At 66.5% G+C, this 18871-nt stretch carries 12 protein-coding genes; 7 read left to right on the forward strand and 5 right to left on the reverse strand.

Annotated features, from left to right (window positions below):
* Positions 1 to 68: 68 nt before the first annotated feature.
* Positions 69 to 530: an Lrp/AsnC family transcriptional regulator gene (locus WBP06_RS11090; protein ID WP_395327434.1), complete on the forward strand. Its 462-nt coding sequence runs from the start codon at positions 69 to 71 to the stop codon at positions 528 to 530.
* A 19-nt stretch (positions 531 to 549) separates the two neighbouring features.
* A complete protein-coding gene (locus tag WBP06_RS11095) occupies positions 550 to 1623 on the forward strand; it encodes an AbrB family transcriptional regulator (RefSeq protein ID WP_395327436.1) in 1074 nt (357 codons plus the stop codon).
* 190 nt (positions 1624 to 1813) lie between these two features.
* Here WBP06_RS11095 and WBP06_RS11100 read toward each other — a convergent pair whose 3' ends face one another.
* Positions 1814 to 6550: an NAD-glutamate dehydrogenase domain-containing protein gene (locus WBP06_RS11100; protein ID WP_395327438.1), complete on the reverse strand. Its 4737-nt coding sequence runs from the start codon at positions 6548 to 6550 to the stop codon at positions 1814 to 1816.
* 311 nt (positions 6551 to 6861) lie between these two features.
* Positions 6862 to 7746, reverse strand: a complete 885-nt coding sequence (locus WBP06_RS11105; RefSeq protein ID WP_395327440.1) for an ROK family protein — start codon at positions 7744 to 7746, stop codon at positions 6862 to 6864.
* A 368-nt stretch (positions 7747 to 8114) separates the two neighbouring features.
* Here WBP06_RS11105 and WBP06_RS11110 point away from each other — a divergent pair, with 368 nt between their 5' ends.
* The 5 genes from WBP06_RS11110 to msrA all read left to right on the forward strand — a co-directional run bounded on the left by WBP06_RS11110 (position 8115) and on the right by msrA (position 15062).
* A complete protein-coding gene (locus WBP06_RS11110; RefSeq protein WP_395327442.1) occupies positions 8115 to 9386 on the forward strand; it encodes an MFS transporter in 1272 nt (423 codons plus the stop codon).
* A 77-nt stretch (positions 9387 to 9463) separates the two neighbouring features.
* Positions 9464 to 10522: a LacI family DNA-binding transcriptional regulator gene (locus WBP06_RS11115; RefSeq protein ID WP_395327444.1), complete on the forward strand. Its 1059-nt coding sequence runs from the start codon at positions 9464 to 9466 to the stop codon at positions 10520 to 10522.
* Between the two features lie 255 nt (positions 10523 to 10777).
* Positions 10778 to 12484 carry an Hsp70 family protein gene (locus WBP06_RS11120; protein ID WP_395327445.1) on the forward strand — a complete coding sequence of 569 codons (1707 nt, stop codon included), beginning with the start codon at positions 10778 to 10780 and terminating at the stop codon, positions 12482 to 12484.
* Positions 12481 to 14307: a hypothetical protein gene (locus tag WBP06_RS11125; protein WP_395327447.1), complete on the forward strand. Its 1827-nt coding sequence runs from the start codon at positions 12481 to 12483 to the stop codon at positions 14305 to 14307. The genes WBP06_RS11120 and WBP06_RS11125 overlap by 4 nt, the downstream gene beginning before the upstream one ends.
* 80 nt (positions 14308 to 14387) lie before the next feature.
* Positions 14388 to 15062, forward strand: coding sequence for a peptide-methionine (S)-S-oxide reductase MsrA (gene msrA, locus WBP06_RS11130; protein WP_395327448.1), 675 nt, complete (start codon positions 14388 to 14390; stop codon positions 15060 to 15062).
* A gap of 12 nt (positions 15063 to 15074) precedes the next feature.
* Here msrA and WBP06_RS11135 read toward each other — a convergent pair whose 3' ends face one another.
* From WBP06_RS11135 to WBP06_RS11145, 3 genes are read right to left on the reverse strand one after another with little or no spacing between them, the layout of a single operon-like run.
* Complete coding sequence (locus WBP06_RS11135) at positions 15075 to 16250, reverse strand: NAD(P)/FAD-dependent oxidoreductase (protein WP_395327450.1); 1176 nt, start codon at positions 16248 to 16250, stop codon at positions 15075 to 15077.
* Positions 16247 to 17875, reverse strand: a complete 1629-nt coding sequence (locus WBP06_RS11140; RefSeq protein ID WP_395327451.1) for an NAD(P)/FAD-dependent oxidoreductase — start codon at positions 17873 to 17875, stop codon at positions 16247 to 16249. Before WBP06_RS11140 ends, WBP06_RS11135 begins: the two co-directional genes overlap by 4 nt.
* 49 nt (positions 17876 to 17924) lie before the next feature.
* A complete protein-coding gene (locus tag WBP06_RS11145) occupies positions 17925 to 18866 on the reverse strand; it encodes an alpha/beta hydrolase (RefSeq protein ID WP_395327453.1) in 942 nt (313 codons plus the stop codon).
* Between the last annotated feature and the right edge of the window lie 5 nt (positions 18867 to 18871).

Here is an 18871-nt window from a genome sequence, read left to right on the forward strand (position 1 = left end):
GATTGCGCGCTGGATTTGCCATGCTATTGGTGACTTTCACCAAAAACATAAGGCCAGAAAGGTGATTCATGCAGATCGACGAATTTGACCGCAGGATCGTCGCCGCCTTGCTGGAAGATGCGCGCATGCCGGTCGCCCAGGTCGCAGAGCGTGCCGCCCTGTCCGCCACGCCCGTCAGCCGCCGCATCAAGCGGTTGGAGGATGAAGGCGTGATCCGCGGTTACGTGCCGGTGCTGGACCCGCGCAAGCTGGGGTTCGAACTGGAAGCCTACGTGCTGATCAACCTCAACGCCCATGTGGACGAGATCATCCAGAGCTTCGAACAGGCGATCCGCGAGCATCCCTATGTGATCGCCTGCAATGCGGTGACCGGGGACATGGACTATCTGGTCCATGTCATCGCCCGCAACGTCGATCACCTGTCACAGATTACGCTCAAGACGCTGCTGCGCATTCCCGGCGTGCGCGACGTTAAGTCGATCATCGTGCTGGAAGCGGTCAAGGAATCGCACGCCCTTCCTCTGGAATAGCGCCACTGGAGTAATGCCCTTGAACCTCGCCACCCGCCCTGCCCCGTTGCGCCGGCTGCTGCTGATGGTGCTTTCAGTTGTGCTGGCCGGCGGGCTGGAGTGGCTGGGGCTGCCGGCCGGGCAATTGCTGGGGCCGATGCTGGCGGCAATCCTCTTCGCCACCAGGGGTGCACCGCTCGCAACGCCTCCGGTGATGTTCGCGGCCTCGCAATCGCTGATCGGCTGCCTGATCGCCTCTTCCTTCGGCCCGGACCTGCTGCCGCGGTTCATGGCGGAATGGCCGATCTTCGTCTTCGTTTCGGTCGCCACGCTGTTCGTTGCCTATGGCGCAGGGTTTCTGTTGGCGCGGCTGAAAGTGCTGCCCGGCGCGGTGGCAGTCTGGGGTTCCGCGCCGGGGCTGGCCACCGCCATGGTCATCATGGCGCGGGACTATGGCGAGGATCATCGCCTTGTCGCCTTCATGACCTATCTGCGCGTGCTGATGGTGGCGGTGGGTGCTTCGGCATTGGCCATGCTGCTCGGGTCCGGCAGCGGCGGCCATGCGATCCGACCGGGGATGGACTGGCTCGGGCCGGTCGATCTGCATGGCCTGGCCACCACGCTGGCGGTCGCCGGCGCCGGCGCGGTGGGCGGGCGACTGGTGCGTTTGCCCGCGCCGAACATCCTTGGGCCGATGGTGATCGGTTGCATCCTGCAAGCCTTCGGCTTTGTCGGCGGTTTCGAGTTTCCGCCGCTGCTGATGGCAATGGCCTACATGATCGTCGGCTGGGGCATCGGCATGCGTTTCACGCGGGAGACGGTGGAGCGCGCCCGCCGGGCGCTGCCGGCCGTGGTCGCCTCGATCGCGGCGATGATGACGGCCTGCTTCCTGCTGGCCCTGCTGTTGACGCGGATCGCGCATGTCAGTCTGGCCACCGCCTATCTGGCGACGAGCCCGGGCGGCATGGACTCCATCGCAATCATCGCCGCGAATTCGCCGGTGGACATGGGCTTCGTGATGACGATGCAGACGATGCGGATGTTCGCGATCCTGCTGCTCGGCCCGACGATCGCGCGCACCGTGGCCCGTAGAGTGGCGCCGCCAGTCGGCTAGAGCAGTTTCCGATCCGATTGCATCGGATCAACTGCTCTAAGATTTTGGTTTATCGCGTTTTCCGAGTCATCAGGTGATTCCACCTGATTGGAAAACGCTCAAGGCCCAGGCCAGACTCTCCACCCAAAACAAAAGAGGGAGCCCAAAGGCCCCCTCTCCATGCATCAGTGTCTCAATTTATCGGCCCGACTTATCGACCAAGCAGGTTCCGCGCCTGGCTGGCGATCTGCGCCAGCATGGCCGGGGTCAGCGGCACGGTCTTTTCCGCACGCTGCACCATGCTGCGGAACGTGCGGATCGCGGCAGTGTGCGTGCGCCCCCATTCCTCGGCAGCGGCGGCAGGGTCGGCCTTGCCGGTTTCCGTGCGCGCCAGCGTCTTGAGGAAGTCCAGACGCATCTGCTGGAAATCGCGCGCAAGGCCGGCAACCAGCAGGCGCTCCCACGGATCCGACGGGTTCATCGTGGCCGCATTGGCCTGCGCCCAGTCGAGCCCCAGCCCTGCGCCGATGCGCGAGAAAGCCCCGACCAGACGGCGTGCGTCGATCCCGGTTTCGGCAGCGAGGTCGGCAATGCCGACAGCGCCATCAAGATCGTAGAGACCCGCGACCATGACCGCCTCAGCCTCCGGCGCGCCCAGTTCCAGCAGGCCATCGCGCAGGCGGTGCGAATGCTGCGCCACGCGTTCGCCCAGCAGTTCCTCGGTATCCACCGAAAGCGCGGCCACCTGCTGGCCGATCCGCGCGATCAGTTCGGTCGGCGCGATGCGGCCCGCACCGGCACGCAGCAGATCCGCCATGTGACTGCGCACGGCGACGGCCACCTTGGCGAACAGCGCAATGCGGGCGCCTTCGCTCATCGGCGCGGTTTCAAGGCGCGTCCACAGCGTGTCGAGGTCGAACAGTTGCACGGCCAGCGCGAAGGCTGCCGCCACTTGCGCCAGTTCCGCGCCCTCTTCCTCCGCCAGTTCGAAGGGATGGACGATGCCCAGACGATTGACGATGCGGTTCGCCAGCTTGGTGGCGATGATTTCGCCAGCAAGACGGTGCCCTTCGATGAAGGAGGCAAAACGATCCTGCATCGGCTTCGGGAAGGAGGCGAGCAGCAGCGCCTGCAGGCTCTGGTCTGCCGCAAGGTCGCTCCTCTCGATCGCGTCCTGCAGCACCAGCTTGCCGCTGGAGAGCAGCACCGCCAGTTCCGGCCGGGTCAGCCCGCGGCCGTCCTGCGCCCGACGGGCCAGCACTTCGTTATCGGCCAAGCCCTCGGTCCGGCGGTCCAGATTGCCGCCTTCCTCCAGCGTTTCGATCAAACGCACCTGCGCCGGCATGGCGGAAGCACCGCCACGTTCCGCGATGGAGAGCGCCAGAGCCTGAAGGCGGTTATCCTCCAGCACCAGATGCGCAACCTCGTCCGTCATCTGCGCCAGCAGTTCCACGCGCTGCGGTTCGGTCAGCGCCCCGGCCCGCTTGGCAGCGGCAAGGGCGATCTTGATGTTCACCTCGTTATCCGAGCAGTCGACGCCCGCCGAATTGTCGATGAAGTCGGCATTGATGCGCCCGCCGCGCGCGGCGAACTCGATGCGGCCGGCCTGGGTGACGCCAAGGTTGGCGCCCTCGCCGATCACCCGCGCGCCAACCTCGTTGGCGCTGACGCGCAAGGTATCGTTGGCGGGATCGCCCACAACGGCATTGTTCTCGCTGGAGGCCTTCACATAAGTGCCGATGCCGCCGAACCACAGCAGGTCCACCTTGGCCCAGAGGATCGCGGAGATCAGCGAATCCGGATCGAGTTCGGTGGCGGAAATGCCCAGCGCCTCGCGCACTTCCGGTGTCAGCGGGATCGACTTCGACTTGCGCGAGAACACGCCGCCGCCCTGCGAGATCAGCGTCTTGTCATAGTCGTCCCAGCTCGAATGCGGCAGGTCGAACAGGCGCTTGCGCTCTGCCCAGCTGGCCGCTGGATCGGGATTGGGATCAAGGAAGATGTGGCGATGGTCGAACGCCGCCACGATCTTGAGCGCCTTCGACAGCAGCATACCGTTGCCGAACACGTCGCCCGACATGTCACCGCAACCGACGACACGCACGGGATCGACCTGCACGTCCACGCCCTGCTCCAGGAAGTGGCGCTGGACGGAGAGCCACGCACCCTTGGCGGTGATACCCATCGCCTTGTGGTCGTATCCGTTGGAACCGCCGCTGGCGAAGGCGTCGTCCAGCCAGAAGCCGTGCGATTCCGCGATGCCGTTGGCCACGTCGGAGAACTTGGCCGTGCCCTTGTCCGCCGCGACGACGAAGTAGGGGTCCTCGCCATCAAGGATCACCACGCCTTCGGGATGGATGACGGTGGTGTCATGGATATTGTCGGTGATCGACAGCAGCGTGGAGATGAAGATCTCGTAGCTCGCCTGCCCTTCGGCGGCCCAGCCGGCGCGGTCCAGCGCGGCGTCGGGAAGCTGCTTGGGATAGAAACCGCCCTTGGCGCCGGTCGGCACGATCACGGCGTTCTTCACGCGCTGCGCCTTCATAAGGCCCAGGATTTCGGTGCGATAATCGTCGCGACGGTCGGACCAGCGCAGGCCACCGCGCGCCACCGGCCCGGCACGCAAGTGGATGCCTTCCACCCGGCGCGAATAGACGAAGATCTCGCGCCACGGCAGCGGCTTCGGCAGGCCCGGCACCAGTGCGGAATCGAGCTTGAACGCCAGCGCCAACTGGCCCGCGGGGACGAAGGCATTGGTGCGCAGCATCGCGCCGACCAGATCGCGATAGGCGCGCAGCAGGCGGTCGTCGTTGATCGCGCTGACGCCGGCCAGCCCTTCACGGATCGCCTCTTGCGCAGCCGCCTTGGCGACGTTGCGGTCCCCGGCGAATTCCGGATCGTGGATCGCGCGGAACAGGTCGATCAGGCCCAGCGTCACGCGTGGCGCGCCCTGCAGCGCGTCGACCACGGTGCCGATGCCGAAGTTGCTGCCGGCTTGGCGCAGATAGCGATACCAGGCGCGCAGCCAGTTCGCCTCGCGCTTGGAAAGGCCCAGGCCGGGGACGAGGCGGTTGAACGGATCGTCTTCGCCCAAGCCGTTGAGCACGCCGCCCAGCGCATCCTCGATCATCGCCGAAAGTTTCAGCACGTCCGACGCGTCACGCCCGGCGGGAAGCGCCAGGGTGAAATCGTGAATCGTGCCGATGCGGCCCTTTTCCAGCGGCGTCGGCATTTCAGAGAGCACACGGAATCCGAAGTTCTCCAGCGCCGGCACCGCGTCGGACAGCGGCAGACTGCCTTCCGCCTGATAGATCTTCAGGCGCAACTGGCCGTCGGCATCGCTGTCATGCGCATAGAGGCGCACGTCGCGATGGCCCTGGAAGCGCTCACCCTCGGCCGCTTCGCCGATCACGATCTTGCGCATGTGGGCGATGTCGATCGCGGCTTCGGCCGGACCGTAATCACTGCGATAGGCCATCGGGAAGGCATCGGCATAGCGCGCGGCGATTGCGGCGGCGCGTGCCGGCTCCAGCGCCTGACCCAGCGCGGCTTCCACCGCCTCTCCCCAGCCACGCAGCATCACCTGCAGGCGGTTGTCCAGCGCGCCTTCGTCCAGCGCCTGCGCACCGTCGCGAATGTCCAACGTGTAGCGCATCATGACCAGGTTGCCCGCCTCGACCGTCAGCGCCCAGTCGAGCGTCGGTGCCTGCGCGGCTTCCTCGATCAGCGTCTGGATACGCTTGCGCATCTGCGTCGAAAGCGTGTCGCGCGTGATCCACACGAAAGCGAAAAGGTGGCGCGACAGCGGCGAACTGGTGACGATCAGGCGCGGACGCGGACGATCGACCAGGCTGCTCATCGTCGTGGCCAGACGTTCCACGTCGGCTTCGTCCAGACCAAGGACAAGGTCATGCGGCAGGCTGGTCAGTGCATGGGCCAGCGCCTTGCCGGTGTGGCCGGTGGGGTCGAGGCCCAGCTTGGCGCCCATACCTGCCAGCAGCGTGCGCAGACGCGGCACGCGATCCGGCGTGGCAGCCAGCGCGGCGCTGGTCCAGATGCCGGCGTGGACCGAAAGCGCGGCAACCTTGCCGTCCTCCAGCACCGGCACCAGGAACAGGTCCATCGGCACGCGGCGGTGGACGGTGGCCATGCGGTTGGCCTTGATGACCATCGGCGCGCGAATGTCGTTGGCGGCCAGTTGCCCGTCGAATGCATCGAACGCGCGCTGGTAGCTGGCTTCGGACAGCAGATCGGGCTCGCCCCGGCGGCAGACGCCCAGCAGGTCGGAATGGCTGCCATCGCGGCGACGGGTGACGTGGCCCAGCTGGGTCAGCATGCCGCTGGCGAACCAGCGCAGCAGCTCCGCGCCTTCCACATCGCTGACTTGCGCGGAATCGGCAGTCATGGCGGCAACCATCTGCGGCCAATCGGCCACGGCGGCACGCACGTCCTTCAGCGTTTCCTCAAGCCGGCGATGCAGTTCGCCGCGCTGGCGGGCATCGACGCGCTCGGTTTCGATATAGATCATCGATTCGCGCATCACGCCTTCGGTGCCGGCATCGGGCAGCGCGATCAGGCTGCCCTCATCGTCGCGCTCCACCGAGATCACCGGGTGGACAAGGCGATCGATCACCATCCCCACGTCGGCGATCGCGGAAGCGACCGAATCGACCAGGAAGGGCATGTCGTCGTTGATCAGGGCGATGCGCAAATAGCGGCGTTCATCGCTGGTGGATGCCATCTCGATCACCGCGGTGCCGGGCTTGCGGCGCGCGGCAGCGGTCAGCAGGACACGGGCGGCACCTTCCACCCAGCCGAAATCGCCATCGGCCTCTGCCGGCAACAGCGAGTCGCGGATGCGCGAGACGATCGCTGCTTGAAGCGCCGCTCCCCCCGGTCCTTCGTCCGACCGGGCTTGTGCTGCGACCTTCACTTCGTCTGCGCTCATGACATACTCCCGCAATCCAAAAGGCTTGCGGCGCGTGCGCCCGATGAGGCGCGCAGCGCCTGCCTCGTCAATATAGGACCGGTCGTGAATTCAGGCATCCACCTTGCTCCGGATTTTCACGCGGAGAGAAGTGCAGCCTTTTCAACGATGCCGAAAGCATCGCCCGCCCCCGAGCGACCGGCTCGAGCCCGTGGGCGTGACGCAGCTTTGTAACGAGGTTTCTCAGTCGCGCAACATTCGATTAGTGTGACGAAATTGCATAATTTACACCCCGACAAATGGTGCAGCCCACCGGCCAGCCGCGCGGCGTTTCAGAGAGCGCTCGCGCCCACTACCAGCGCCCCCATCGGACCTGCATCATCCCCCAGCGCCGGCGGCACGCAGATTCCTGTCAGCGTCTCCGGCGTGCAATCGCGCAAGTAGCCGCCCAGCAGCCCGGGCAATCGCTCCAGCGCCGAAGGCAGCAGATGCGGCTGCCGATTGGCGACACCGCCGCCGACGACGATCCGCTGCGCCGACAGCGTCAGCAACAGCATCGCCAGCAGTTCCGCCAGATCCTGCGAAACCGCGTGCCAAACCGGGTCGTCCACCGCGATGGTGGAAGGATGCCGGCCGAAACGCGCGGCGAGCGCAGGGCCGCTCAGCAGGCCTTCGATGCAGTCCCCATGAAACGGGCAGGCCCCGGCAAAGCCGTCCCCCGCCGCACGGCGCAGGCGCACATGGCCCACTTCCGGATGCATAAGGCCATGCACCGGGGCGCCGTTGGCCACGACGCCTACGCCCACACCGGTTCCGATCGTGATATAGGCCATCGTCGGGCAACCACGAGCCGCGCCGAAACGGTGCTCCGCCAGCGCCGCCGCGTTGACATCGGTATCGAGCGCCAGCGGGCAGCCCAGTTCCATCGCCAGCCTGCCGGCAACATCCGCACCGGCCCAGCCGGGCTTTGGCGTATCGAGCATCACTCCGAAGTCTGCCGCCGTGCGGTCCACGCGGATCGGGCCGAAGCTGGCCACGCCCACCGCATCGGGCGCGCCGGACTCCCCCCGCCATCCGCGGATCGTGGCGATCGCGCGTGAAAGGGTTTCGTCCGGCGTGGTGGTAGGAAATTCCTCGCGCAGATCGATCGCGCCCGGATGCCCCAGTACGACGACGGTCTTGGTGCCGCCCAGTTCGATACCCGCAATACCTGCCATGCGCCTGTCCCTGCCACTCGCCGGCCCGCGCCGCAAGCGCCGAACCGCATGCCGCAGATACCCCTAGGGTTGCCGCAGGAACGCAATGACGAATTTGCGCCAGAATTGCGGGATGACCGCATTCCGACCTCGGAAATCTTGAGACAGGAACGGGCGCCGGCCTCGCCACGAAACCAATCGCCCCTACGCGCAATCGATTTCACCGCAACCGTTCGCAAGATCAATGCGTTGATGCTTGTCGCCCAGCACGATGGGGCATCGGTGTCGCGCCCATGAAGCCAAGACCCACAAAACCACGGCCAAAAAGGCCACGGCCGGAAAAGCCACGACCGGGAAAGCCACGACTGGCCTTCCTCGGGATTCTGGAAATGAACCTGGGGTTCTTCGGCCTGCAGTTCAGCTTCGGGCTGCAACAGGCCAATATGGGGCCGATCTATGCGTACCTTGGCGCGAGCGAGGCGATCATGCCCCTGCTCTGGCTGGCGGGTCCGGTAACCGGCCTGCTGGTCCAGCCGCTGGTCGGCGTGCTGAGCGATCGCACCCGCTCCCGGCTCGGTCGCCGCAGCCCGTGGTTCCTGGCGGGCGCGCTGGTCTGCTCCGCCTGCCTGCTGGCAATGCCGCTCAGCCCCACCCTATGGATGGCCGCGGGCCTGCTCTGGGTGCTGGACGCGGCCAACAACGCCACGATGGAGCCGTACCGCGCCTATGTCGCCGATCGGCTGCCGCGCGACCAGCATGCCTTGGGCTTCCTGACGCAGAGTGCGTTTACGGGGCTGGCCCAGACCCTGTCCTATCTGGCCCCATCCCTGCTGACGGCGGCCATCGCGCGGGATCTGCTGGATGCCAATGGCATCCCGGTGGTGGTGCGCGTGGCCTTCGCCATCGGCGCGATCCTCTCGCTCTCGACCGTGGTCTGGTCGGTCGTCCGCGTGCCGGAGCTTCCCTTCGCCGATGGCGAAAGCCCACCATCACGCGGGATGCTCCTGCGCGAGGTGATGCGGGCCATTGTCGAGATGCCCCGGCCGATGCGGCAGCTGGCCCCGGCGATGCTGTGCCAATGGTACGCGATGTTCGTCTATTGGCAGTACGTCGCCTTCGCGCTGGCCCGGTCGCTCCACGAAACGACCGACGCCACCACACCGGCCTTTCGGGCGGCGGTACTGACCGCGCAGAAGCTGGGTGCACTATACAACCTGGCAGCCTTCTTCGCGGCCCTCGCGCTGGTCCCGGCGGTGCGCCGGATCGGGGCACCGCGCGCCCACGCAATCTGCCTCACGGCCGCCGGGATCGGCATGCTCGCGCTGCCGCAAATCACGCCGCAATTCGCCTCCCCCTGGCTGCTGGCATTGCCGATGCTGGGAATCGGGCTCGGCTGGGCGGGAATGATGGGCAATCCCTACGTCATGCTCGCCGGAGCGATCTCGCCCGAACGGACCGGACTCTACATGGGACTTTTCAATATTTTAATCGTGGTCCCCATGCTGCTCGAAACCCTGACCATGCCCCTTATCTACACCCCCTTGCTGGGTGGCGATCCACGCTGCGCACTGGCTCTGGCCGGGCTTCTGCTGTTGTTTGGCGCCCTGATGACGCTGCTGGTCGAAGGCGGTCCCGCATCGGTCGAATACCCCGTTTCCTGACACCCCCGCCCCCGCCGACAATGCGCTTCCGCCCGGCTATTCATACTGTTAATGCCGGCACGACGAATGGGGGGGCCATGGTCGGAAAACGCGAACAGGAAAAGCAATCGCTGCAGGCCGGCGCCGCTACGGGCGAGGTGCGCACGCTTGCGGATATTGCCAGGATAGCCGGCGTCTCTGCGGGCACGGTATCGCGTGCACTTGCGGGCAAGTCTCTGGTCAATGCCGAGACCCGCGAACGCATCCGCGCCATCGCCCGACAGCACGGCTTCCGCCCCAACCAGATGGCCAGCCGCCTGCGATCCCGCCGTACCGGTGTCGTCGGCGTGGTGATCCCGCTGGGGCACGAGAAGCGCCAGCACATCTCCGATCCATTCTTCCTCACCCTGCTGGGCCATCTGGCGGACGAACTGACGGAGAGCGGGTACGACCTGATGCTCAGCCGCGCGATCCCGGACGGGACAAGCGACTGGCTGGAACGCATGACCGGATCGGGCATGGTCGACGGCGTGATCGTGATCGGCCAGTCCAACCAGTTCGACGTGATCGAGCAAGTGGCCGCCACATATCGCCCGATGGTCGTCTGGGGCCACTACCGCCCCGGGCAGACGCACTGCGCCGTTGGCACCGACAACGAGGCCGGCGGCCGGATGGCGGCGCGACACCTGATCGACGCCGGCGCACGCCGCCTGGTGTTCCTGGGCGATACGTCCGGACTGGAAATCGCCATGCGCTTTCGCGGCGCGGCGGAGGAGGCGCAGGCCGCGCGTATTCCTCTCTCGCACCTTTCCGCCGGGCTTGCCGGGGAAGACATGGGCCCCGGCATCCGCAGCGTTCTTTCGGAAATGGACATGGGGGTGGACGGCATCGTCGCCGCCACCGACCTGATCGCCATGACCGCCCTGCGCACTTTGCACGAGATCGGCCGGGGCGTGCCCGATATCGTGCAAATCGTGGGCTTCGACGATCTGCCGCTGGCGGCGCAGACGATGCCGCCGCTGACGACGATCCGCCAGGAAATCGCCGCCGGTGCCAAGGCCATGGTGGAACGCCTTCGCACGCGGATCGAAGGCGAAGGCACTAGTGGCCTGGTCATGGCCCCGCAACTCATCCGCAGGGGCAGCACGCGACGCTGAACCGCAACCGGCGCGATGATGCCCCATTCGCGAATGCGCGCGCCTGAATGTGCTCTTCCCGGTACTTCGCCCTTTCGATCCCCCCCGCTTGTCGCTAAGCACGGTCGCCTGGGGCGGCCGATGGCGGGCTGCGCCGGGTGCGGCTGAACAGGTGCGACCGGAAGGATGCACCGGGTAGTCGCGGTCACAAAGAATTTCAGGCGAAGAATCTCAGGGAAGGGCCAGCGTGACTCGGGACCTTGGCGGCAGGGCGCAATGCTGATCGGCATCGATCTCGGGACGACCAACAGTGCGGTGGCTATCTGGTGGGACGGCGCGGCCGAACTCGTCCCCAATGCCCTGGGCGAACTGCTTACGCCTTCCGCCATCAGCATCGCCCGCGACGGGCAGGTGTGGATCGGGCGCGCGGCGCTGGACCGGCTGGCCACGCATCCCCAGGACACCGCGACCAGCTTCAAACGCCGAATGGGCACCGCGGCGACCACCAGGCTGGCCGGCAAGGAATACAAGGCCGAAGACCTCTCGGCGCTGGTGCTGCAGGCGCTGGTCAAGGACGTGGAGGCGCTGACCGGCGAAACGCCGACGGAGGCGGTGATCACCGTTCCCGCCTATTTCAACGACCGCCAGCGCAAGGCCACCCGCCGCGCGGGCGAACTGGCGGGCCTGACAGTGCGCCGCCTGATCAATGAGCCCACCGCCGCCGCGCTGGCCTTCGGCCTGCAGGACCGGGGCGACCGCGAGGCGTTCCTTGTCTTCGACCTTGGCGGCGGCACGTTCGACGTTTCGGTCGTGGAAATGTTTGAGGGCATCGTGGAAGTGCGCGCTTCCGCCGGCGACAACCGGCTCGGCGGCGATGATTTCGATGATGCGCTGGCCGCGCTGATGGCGCCCCGCATCGATCCCGAAAACCGCCTTGCCGCCCTGCCCGCCGAGCGTCGCGATGCCTTGCTGAAGCGCGCCGCCGAAAGCTGCCGCCGCGCGCTGTCCAACGCATCGGAAGCCGAATTCGCGGTGGTCGTGGAAGAAACGCGCCTGGCCGCCAGGGTTACCGATGCCGAGTTCGAGAACGCGTGCGACACCCTGCTGCGCCGCCTGCGCGAACCGGTGGTGCGTGCGCTGCGCGATTGCGCGATCGATGCCGCCGAACTGTCGGACGTGGTGCTGGTGGGCGGCGCGACGCGGATGCCGGTCGTGCGCCGGGCGATCACGCGCCTGTTCGGCCGCTTTCCCAATTCCGCCGTCCATCCCGACCACGCCGTGGCGCTGGGCGCGGCGATCCAGGCCGGACTCGCCGGACGCGATGCCGCGCTGGAAGAGATCCGCATCACCGATGTCTGCCCCTTCACGCTGGGCATCGAAGTGGCCGAACGGGATGGTTACGGCGGGCTTCAGCGCGGGCTGTTCTCCCCGATCATCGATCGCAACACCCCCGTCCCGGTCAGCCGCGTGAACACTTATTCGACGCTGGCGGACAACCAGAAGAAGCTCGAATTCGGCATCTATCAGGGTGAGGCCCGGGAGGTGCGCGGGAACGTGAAGCTGGGCAACATGACCATCCCCGTCCCGCCGCGCGGCGCGGGCGAGATCTCGGTCGAAGTCCGCTTCTCCTACGACAGTTCCGGCCTGCTGGAGATCGACGTCCACGTTCCCGAGAACGGCGCGACCCGTAATCTGGTGATCGTGGACGAGGAGGATCGGCCCGATCGCAAGCAGATCGAACAGCGCCGCGCCGCCCTTGCCAAGCTGAAGCACCACCCGCGTGAGGATGCCGGCAACGTCGCGCTGATGGCCCGGGCAGAACGGTGCTACGAAGACCACATCGGTGAGCTTCGCCAGATGATCGGCCACTGGATCACCCAGTTCGCCGGCGCGCTGGACAGCCAGGAGCCGCGCCGCATCGCCGATGCCCGCGCCATGCTGTCTGCAAGGCTGGACGAAGTGGAAAGCGTCAGCCCGCTATGAGCAGCCACCCCTGGTCGCTGCTGGGCATCGAACCCACGGCGGAAACCTCCGCGATCCGCAAGGCCTATGCGGAACGGCTGAAGGCGATGAACGTCGACGAGGATGTCGCCGCCTATGCCCGCCTGCGTCAGGCGCGGGATCTTGCCTTGCGGCTGGCGCGGACGATGGACGAAGGCGATTTCGAAACGGCCGGTGCGGAGGATGCGGACGAAACCGCCCCCACGCCGGACGCGGTCGAACCCGAAGCCGTCCAGGTCACGGCCACGCCCATTCCGACACCGCCCGCTACGCCGCGCTGGACATTCGCCGCGCCGGAACTGCCCGGCGAATGGCAGGATTTCGAGGATCCGGCAGCCCGTCCACTGGCAACGCGCCCAGGTGAGCCCGATGCATCCACCATGCTGGAACGCATGGCCTGGGCCGCCGCCGCGGCGCGAGAGGCCGGTCACGGCGGCGTCAGCGGGGCCGGCATTCCACTCACCACCATCGATCCCTTCACCGCGCCGCTGCTTTCGGGCAGCCTTGTCGGCGACGATGCGCTGGGGCTGCGCCCCGGAGAAACTCCGGCCGAGCGCCTGACGATCCTGCTCGATCCCGAACGCGAGAATGCCGGCGAGCCATTGACCGAGGCGGAAACCCGGCAAGCGACGCGCGCGCTGCGCACGATTCTGGACGAAGTGGCGCAATCGCACATATCGCGTCAGCAACAGATCGAGGATTGGCTGGCCGAGATTCTTGCGCGCGGATGGCCCCGCTCCGCCCCGCTGCTGGAAGATTCGAGCCATGCCTTCGGGTGGGAACGCGAATGGAGCGCGCACGATGCCCGCCCCGCCGTACAGTTCCTGGGCGCGCGCCTGCGCGGCTATCGCTTTCAGCAGAACGTGCTGCAGCCCGACCATCGCTTCCACAAGGCGTGGAACGAACTGGCGAAACCCGGGAAGGCAGGCCCGCTGCGGATGCTGGGTGGCCCGGCGCAAAGCGATGTCGATGCGCTGCTGCGTGGGGTGCGCAAGCATTTCCCGGAACTGGAATCGCACTTCGCGACTGAACGCGTGGCATCGTGGGAAGGCGGCAATCCCGTCCTGACCGGACTGCTGGTGGTGCTGGGCATCGTGGCCTTTGCCATCGTCGTCGCCATTGCCGGCTCGTCCTCGCCATCACCGCAGCAGCCCCCCGCCGTAAACCCTTCCGAAGCCGCCCGCACCGCCGAGGTTTCGTCCGTGATGGACGGGGCGGCGCGGGAGGCCTTCGGCGAAGGCCACGATTCCGCCTGGCTGTGGAAGACGCAGCCCGATCTGGCACGATCGATCAACGCCGTTATTTCCGGCGGCTTGCGCGCGGGGGACGACCGCGATGCCATGATCGACAAGGCGGTGGCGATCGTGCGCCTGCGCAGCTACCTGAAGGGACGCGAACTCTCGGGCGATCTGTTCGAGACGGCGATGCAGTTGCGCCTTGCCCAGCTTCGCGCAGCACGCAAGGACAGCATTGCCGCCTGCGAGCAACTCGGCAATTCCGGCTGGTTCGAAGGCCCGCTGCCGCTGACCGCCGATGAGCGCGCCAGCGAGCGTGCCTTCGCGCTCCAACTGGCCCGGCAGAATGCGTTGGGCCAGCCCAAGGGCGTGGGCCAGCACAGCGCGATGATCCCCGGCGAACTGATCGGCAAGGTGATCAAGACCACGAAGCTGAGCCAGGCCGACGTAGTCGCCGCAATGCAGGGCAAGAGCAGCGATGCCAACCGTTGCGCCGTCAGCATCGCACTGCTGGAACAGGCACTGGGCTGGCATGGCGACAACCGCCGCGAAATCCTGATGACGCTTTAGGCGGATCGGCTGGCCCGGATTGTAACCGGCCAGCCCGCTACCGCGAATTCCCGTTCACAAGTGACACGGGAGTTGCCGCGATGCCGATCCGCCCTGTTTCCTTCGCCATGCTGGCCACTGCCGGCATTGCCATTGCCCTGTCGGCCCTGCCCCTACCGCAGGGAGAACCCGCGCAAGCCGCGTCATTGCCGCCCCCGCCGGCGGAAACGGTGCGACCATCCGGCCAGCAGGTGGCCGTTCTGGCCGGCGGATGCTTCTGGGGCATGGAAGGTGTGTTCGAACATCTGCGCGGCGTCGGATCGGTAACCTCAGGCTATGCCGGCGGCACGCGCACGAATGCAAACTACGGCGCCGTCTCCTCGGAGACGACCGGCCATGCCGAAGCGGTACGGATCGTCTATGATCCCGCCAAGGTTTCCTACGGGCAGATCCTGCAGGTCTTCTTCGCGGCGGCCCACGACCCTACCCAGGTAGACGGGCAATACCCCGATCGTGGCCCCAGCTATCGTTCGGCCATCTTCCCGCAGACCCCCGCGCAGCGGCAACTGGCCGCCACCTACATCACGCAATTGAACAAGGCCCACGCCTTTCCTAAGCCGATCGCGACGAAGATCGAAACGGGCGCGTTCTTCCCCGCCGAAGCCTACCATCAGGACTTCATGCGCAGGAACCCGAACAACGGCTATATCCAGCGCTGGGACAAGCCCCGGCTGGCCCGGTTCAAGGCCGAGTTCCCGCAGCTTTACGTCGGCTAGAAAAACGTCCGGCTAGATGGCCAGCCCCGCTGCACGGGCACTGGCCCAGGCCCACTGGAAGTTGTAGCCGCCCAGCCAGCCGGTGACGTCCACCGCTTCACCGATGGCGTAGAGCCCGGGCGCCTTGCGCGCTTCCATGGTCTTGGAAGACAGGCCGCCCGTATCGATGCCGCCTGCCGTCACTTCCGCCTTGGCGAAGCCTTCGGAGCCATCGGGCACGAACGGCCAACGGGCCAGCTTCGCCTCGGCGGCAACCAGCGCCTTGTCCGACATTGCGCCGAGTTCGCCGTTCAGGCCCAGCCGTTCGCACAGCACGTCCACCAGACGTTCCGGCAGGCCTTCACCCAAGACCTTGCGCAAGCTGGTTCGCGGGCGTTCGCGCTTGGCGTCCTTCAGCCAGCCCTCGGCCCGATCGGGCAGGAACTGCGTCGTCACCGTCTGGCCGCGCTGCCAATAGCTGGAAATCTGCAGGATCGCCGGGCCAGAAAGGCCGCGATGGGTGAACAGCGCCGCCTCGCGGAACGCTGCCTTGCCACAGCGCGCAATCACTTCGGTGGAAACACCGGACAGCTCCCGGAACAGCGCCTCGTCCTCCGAAAGTGTCAGCGGCACCAGCGCCGGGCGCGGTTGCACGACTTTCAGGCCGAACTTGCGCGCCAGGTCATAGGCAAAGCCGGTGGCGCCCATCTTGGGGATCGACGGCCCGCCAGTGGCGATGACCAGCGCCGGCGCCGTGGCCACGCGGTTGCCGAAGGCCACGCGATAGAGCCCGTCCGCATGGTCGATCTCGCCCAGCGCATCGCCGCAGTTCAGTTCGACGCCGCCCTTGGTGCATTCTTCCAGCAGCATGGCGACGATCTGCCTGGCAGAGCCATCGCAGAACAGCTGCCCCAAGGTCTTCTCGTGCCAGGCAATGCCATAGGCTTCGACCATTTCCAGAAAATCGGCGGCCGTGTAGCGGCTCAGCGCCGATTTCGCGAAGTGCGGGTTGCTGGAAAGATAGCGATCCGGCGCAGTGTCCACATTGGTGAAGTTGCAGCGGCCGCCGCCGGAAATCAGGATCTTCTTGCCCGGCTGGTCGGCATGGTCGAGCAGCAGCACGCGCTTGCCGCGCTGTCCGGCCGTGGCGGCGCAGAACAACCCGGCCGCGCCCGCGCCGAGCACGATGGCATCGTAGGTGTCGCTCACGATTGGACCGGAGCCAGTTCCAGGCCCAGTGCCTCTGCCACGCGGATACCGTCGACCGCGGCCGAGAGAATGCCGCCGGCGTAGCCCGCACCTTCACCCGCCGGATAGAGCCCACGTGTGTTCAGGCTCTGGAAATCCCTTCCGCGCGTGATGCGCACGGGCGAGGATGTGCGCGTTTCCACGCCGGTCATCACCACATCGGGGTGATCATAGCCCGGCACCTGACGGCCGAATACCGGCAAAGCCTCCCGGATCGCGTCCACCACGAAATCGGGCAGGCATTCCTTCAACTCGGTCAGATGCACGCCCGGCTGATAGCTGGGGATCACTTCGCCGAACTCGGTCGAAGGTCGGTCCGCCAGGAAATCGCCCAGCTTCTGCCCCGGCGCCTTGTAATTGGAGCCACCGGCCTTGAAGGCCAGTTCCTCGAACTTGCGCTGGAATGCCACGCCCGCCAGCGGATCGCCGGGATAGTCCACATCGGGATTGATATCGACGACGAGACCCGAATTGGCATTGAACTCGGCGCGCGAATACTGGCTCATGCCGTTGGTGACGACGCGCCCCTCTTCGCTAGCCGCCGCCACCACGCGCCCGCCCGGGCACATGCAGAAACTGTAGACGGTGCGCCCGTTCGATGCCTTGTGCGCGATGGAGTAGGCCGCCGCGCCCAGGATCTTGTTGCCCGCATTGGGGCCATAGCGCGCCGTGTCGATCCAGCTTTGCGGATGTTCGATGCGCACGCCGATGGCGAAGGGCTTGGCCTCCATGAACACGCCCCGGTCGTGCAGCACCTGAAAAGTATCGCGCGCAGAATGACCGACGGCCATGATCACATGGCTCGCGGGCAGAAACTCGCCAGTGGAGAGGTGCAGGCCGGTAAGGCGGCGAGTGCCGTCCGCATCCTCCTCCACCTCGAAATCGTCGACGCGGGTGCTGAAGCGGTATTCGCCGCCAAGCTGCTCGATCGTCTCGCGCATGGAAATGACCATGGTGACGAGGCGGAAGGTGCCGATGTGCGGATGCGCTTCGGTCAGGATATCATCCGGTGCGCCGGCCTTCACGAACTCGGTCAGAACCTTGCGGCCCAGGTGGCGCGGATCCTTGATGCGGCTGTAGAGCTTGCCGTCGGAAAACGTGCCCGCGCCCCCTTCGCCGTACTGCACATTGCTTTCCGGATCGAGAACGGAGCGGCGCCAAAGGCCCCAGGTGTCCTTGGTACGTTCGCGCACGGCCTTGCCGCGTTCGACGATGATCGGCCTGAAGCCCATCTGCGCAAGCACCAGCGCCGCCAGAAGACCGCAGGGGCCGGTACCGATCACCACCGGGCGCGGCCCTTCATAGTTTGTCGGCGCATGGGTGACGAACTTGTAGCTGGTATCCGGGGTTGGTCGCACGTGCTGGTCGTCATGGAACCGTGCCAGCAGTTCCGCCTCGTCCTTCACCTCAAGATCGAGCGTGTAGACCAGCTTGATCGCGGTCTTGCGGCGCGCGTCGTTGCCACGGCGCACCACGGTCAGGCGTTCGATCTGGTCGGGCGCGATGCCAAGGCGTTCGCAGACGGCGGCCTCAAGGTCGGCCGGAGCGTGGTCGAGCGGCAGGGCAAGGTCGGAAAGGCGGATCATCCGCGCGCCCTTATACCCGATCGCCCCGTAAAGCCACGACCTATGGCGATCAGCCGTTCAGCATGGCCGCAAGCCACTGTGAAGCCTCGGCAATCGCGCGATCGGCCAGTTCCGACGCCGCCACGGCTTCCAGGAAACTATGCGTCGCGCCCGGATAGACGCGCAGTTCGGCCTGCGGCAGACGTGCCGCCATCGCCCGGTTCTCGTCCAGCAGCACGTCGCATTCGGCCACGCAGAGCCATGCCTGCGGCAGGCCGGTCAGATCGGCGTGGAGCGGGCGGGCCAGCGGATCATCGACCGTTCGCCCGGCAAGGTAGGTCGCCCAGAACTCGTCCATTTCCGGGCCGGTGAGCATGTAACGATCGCCATCTCCGTAACGATCGTAGCTCTCGGTCCAAGCTCCGTCCCAGGCACCGTAGTTGAGCAGCAAGCCAGCCGGCATGACGCGATCCAGCCGGCGCCGTTCAAGCGTGGCGGCAACGGCCAGATTGGCACCGGCGCTGTCCCCGCCGATGACATAGCGCCCCGGATTGAGACCATGCGCGGCACCCTGCTCCGCCAACCAGTCCAATACGTCGCCGATGGAATGGATTGCCGCCGGAAACGGATGCTCCGGCGCGAGCGGATAGTCGATGCCCAGCACTGCGCAGCCGGATCGCCCCGCATATTCGCGCATCAGCCGGTCGTGCGTGTCGATGCTGAACAGCGTCCAGCCGCCACCGTGCAGGTAGATCAGCACCGGCAGATCCGGCACGTCAGAGGGACGGTGGATACGGATGCGCGTCTGCCCGGGGCCGACGCGAAGCTCTTCGGTCACCGCCATGACCGGCCCGCCCCGCGTCCACGGCGCACGTTGGCGTTCGGCAATCGCTCGCCGCTCCGGCGCGGAAAGCCCGGGCCGCGAGCCAAGCGCGGCGGAAGCAGCGAACATCTGCTGCAGCCACGCGCGGATTTCGGGGTCTACGTCGTCGTTTTCGAAAGCCTGGGTCATATCGT

The organism is Novosphingobium mississippiense, assembly GCF_044029535.1.
GTDB lineage: Bacteria > Pseudomonadota > Alphaproteobacteria > Sphingomonadales > Sphingomonadaceae > Novosphingobium.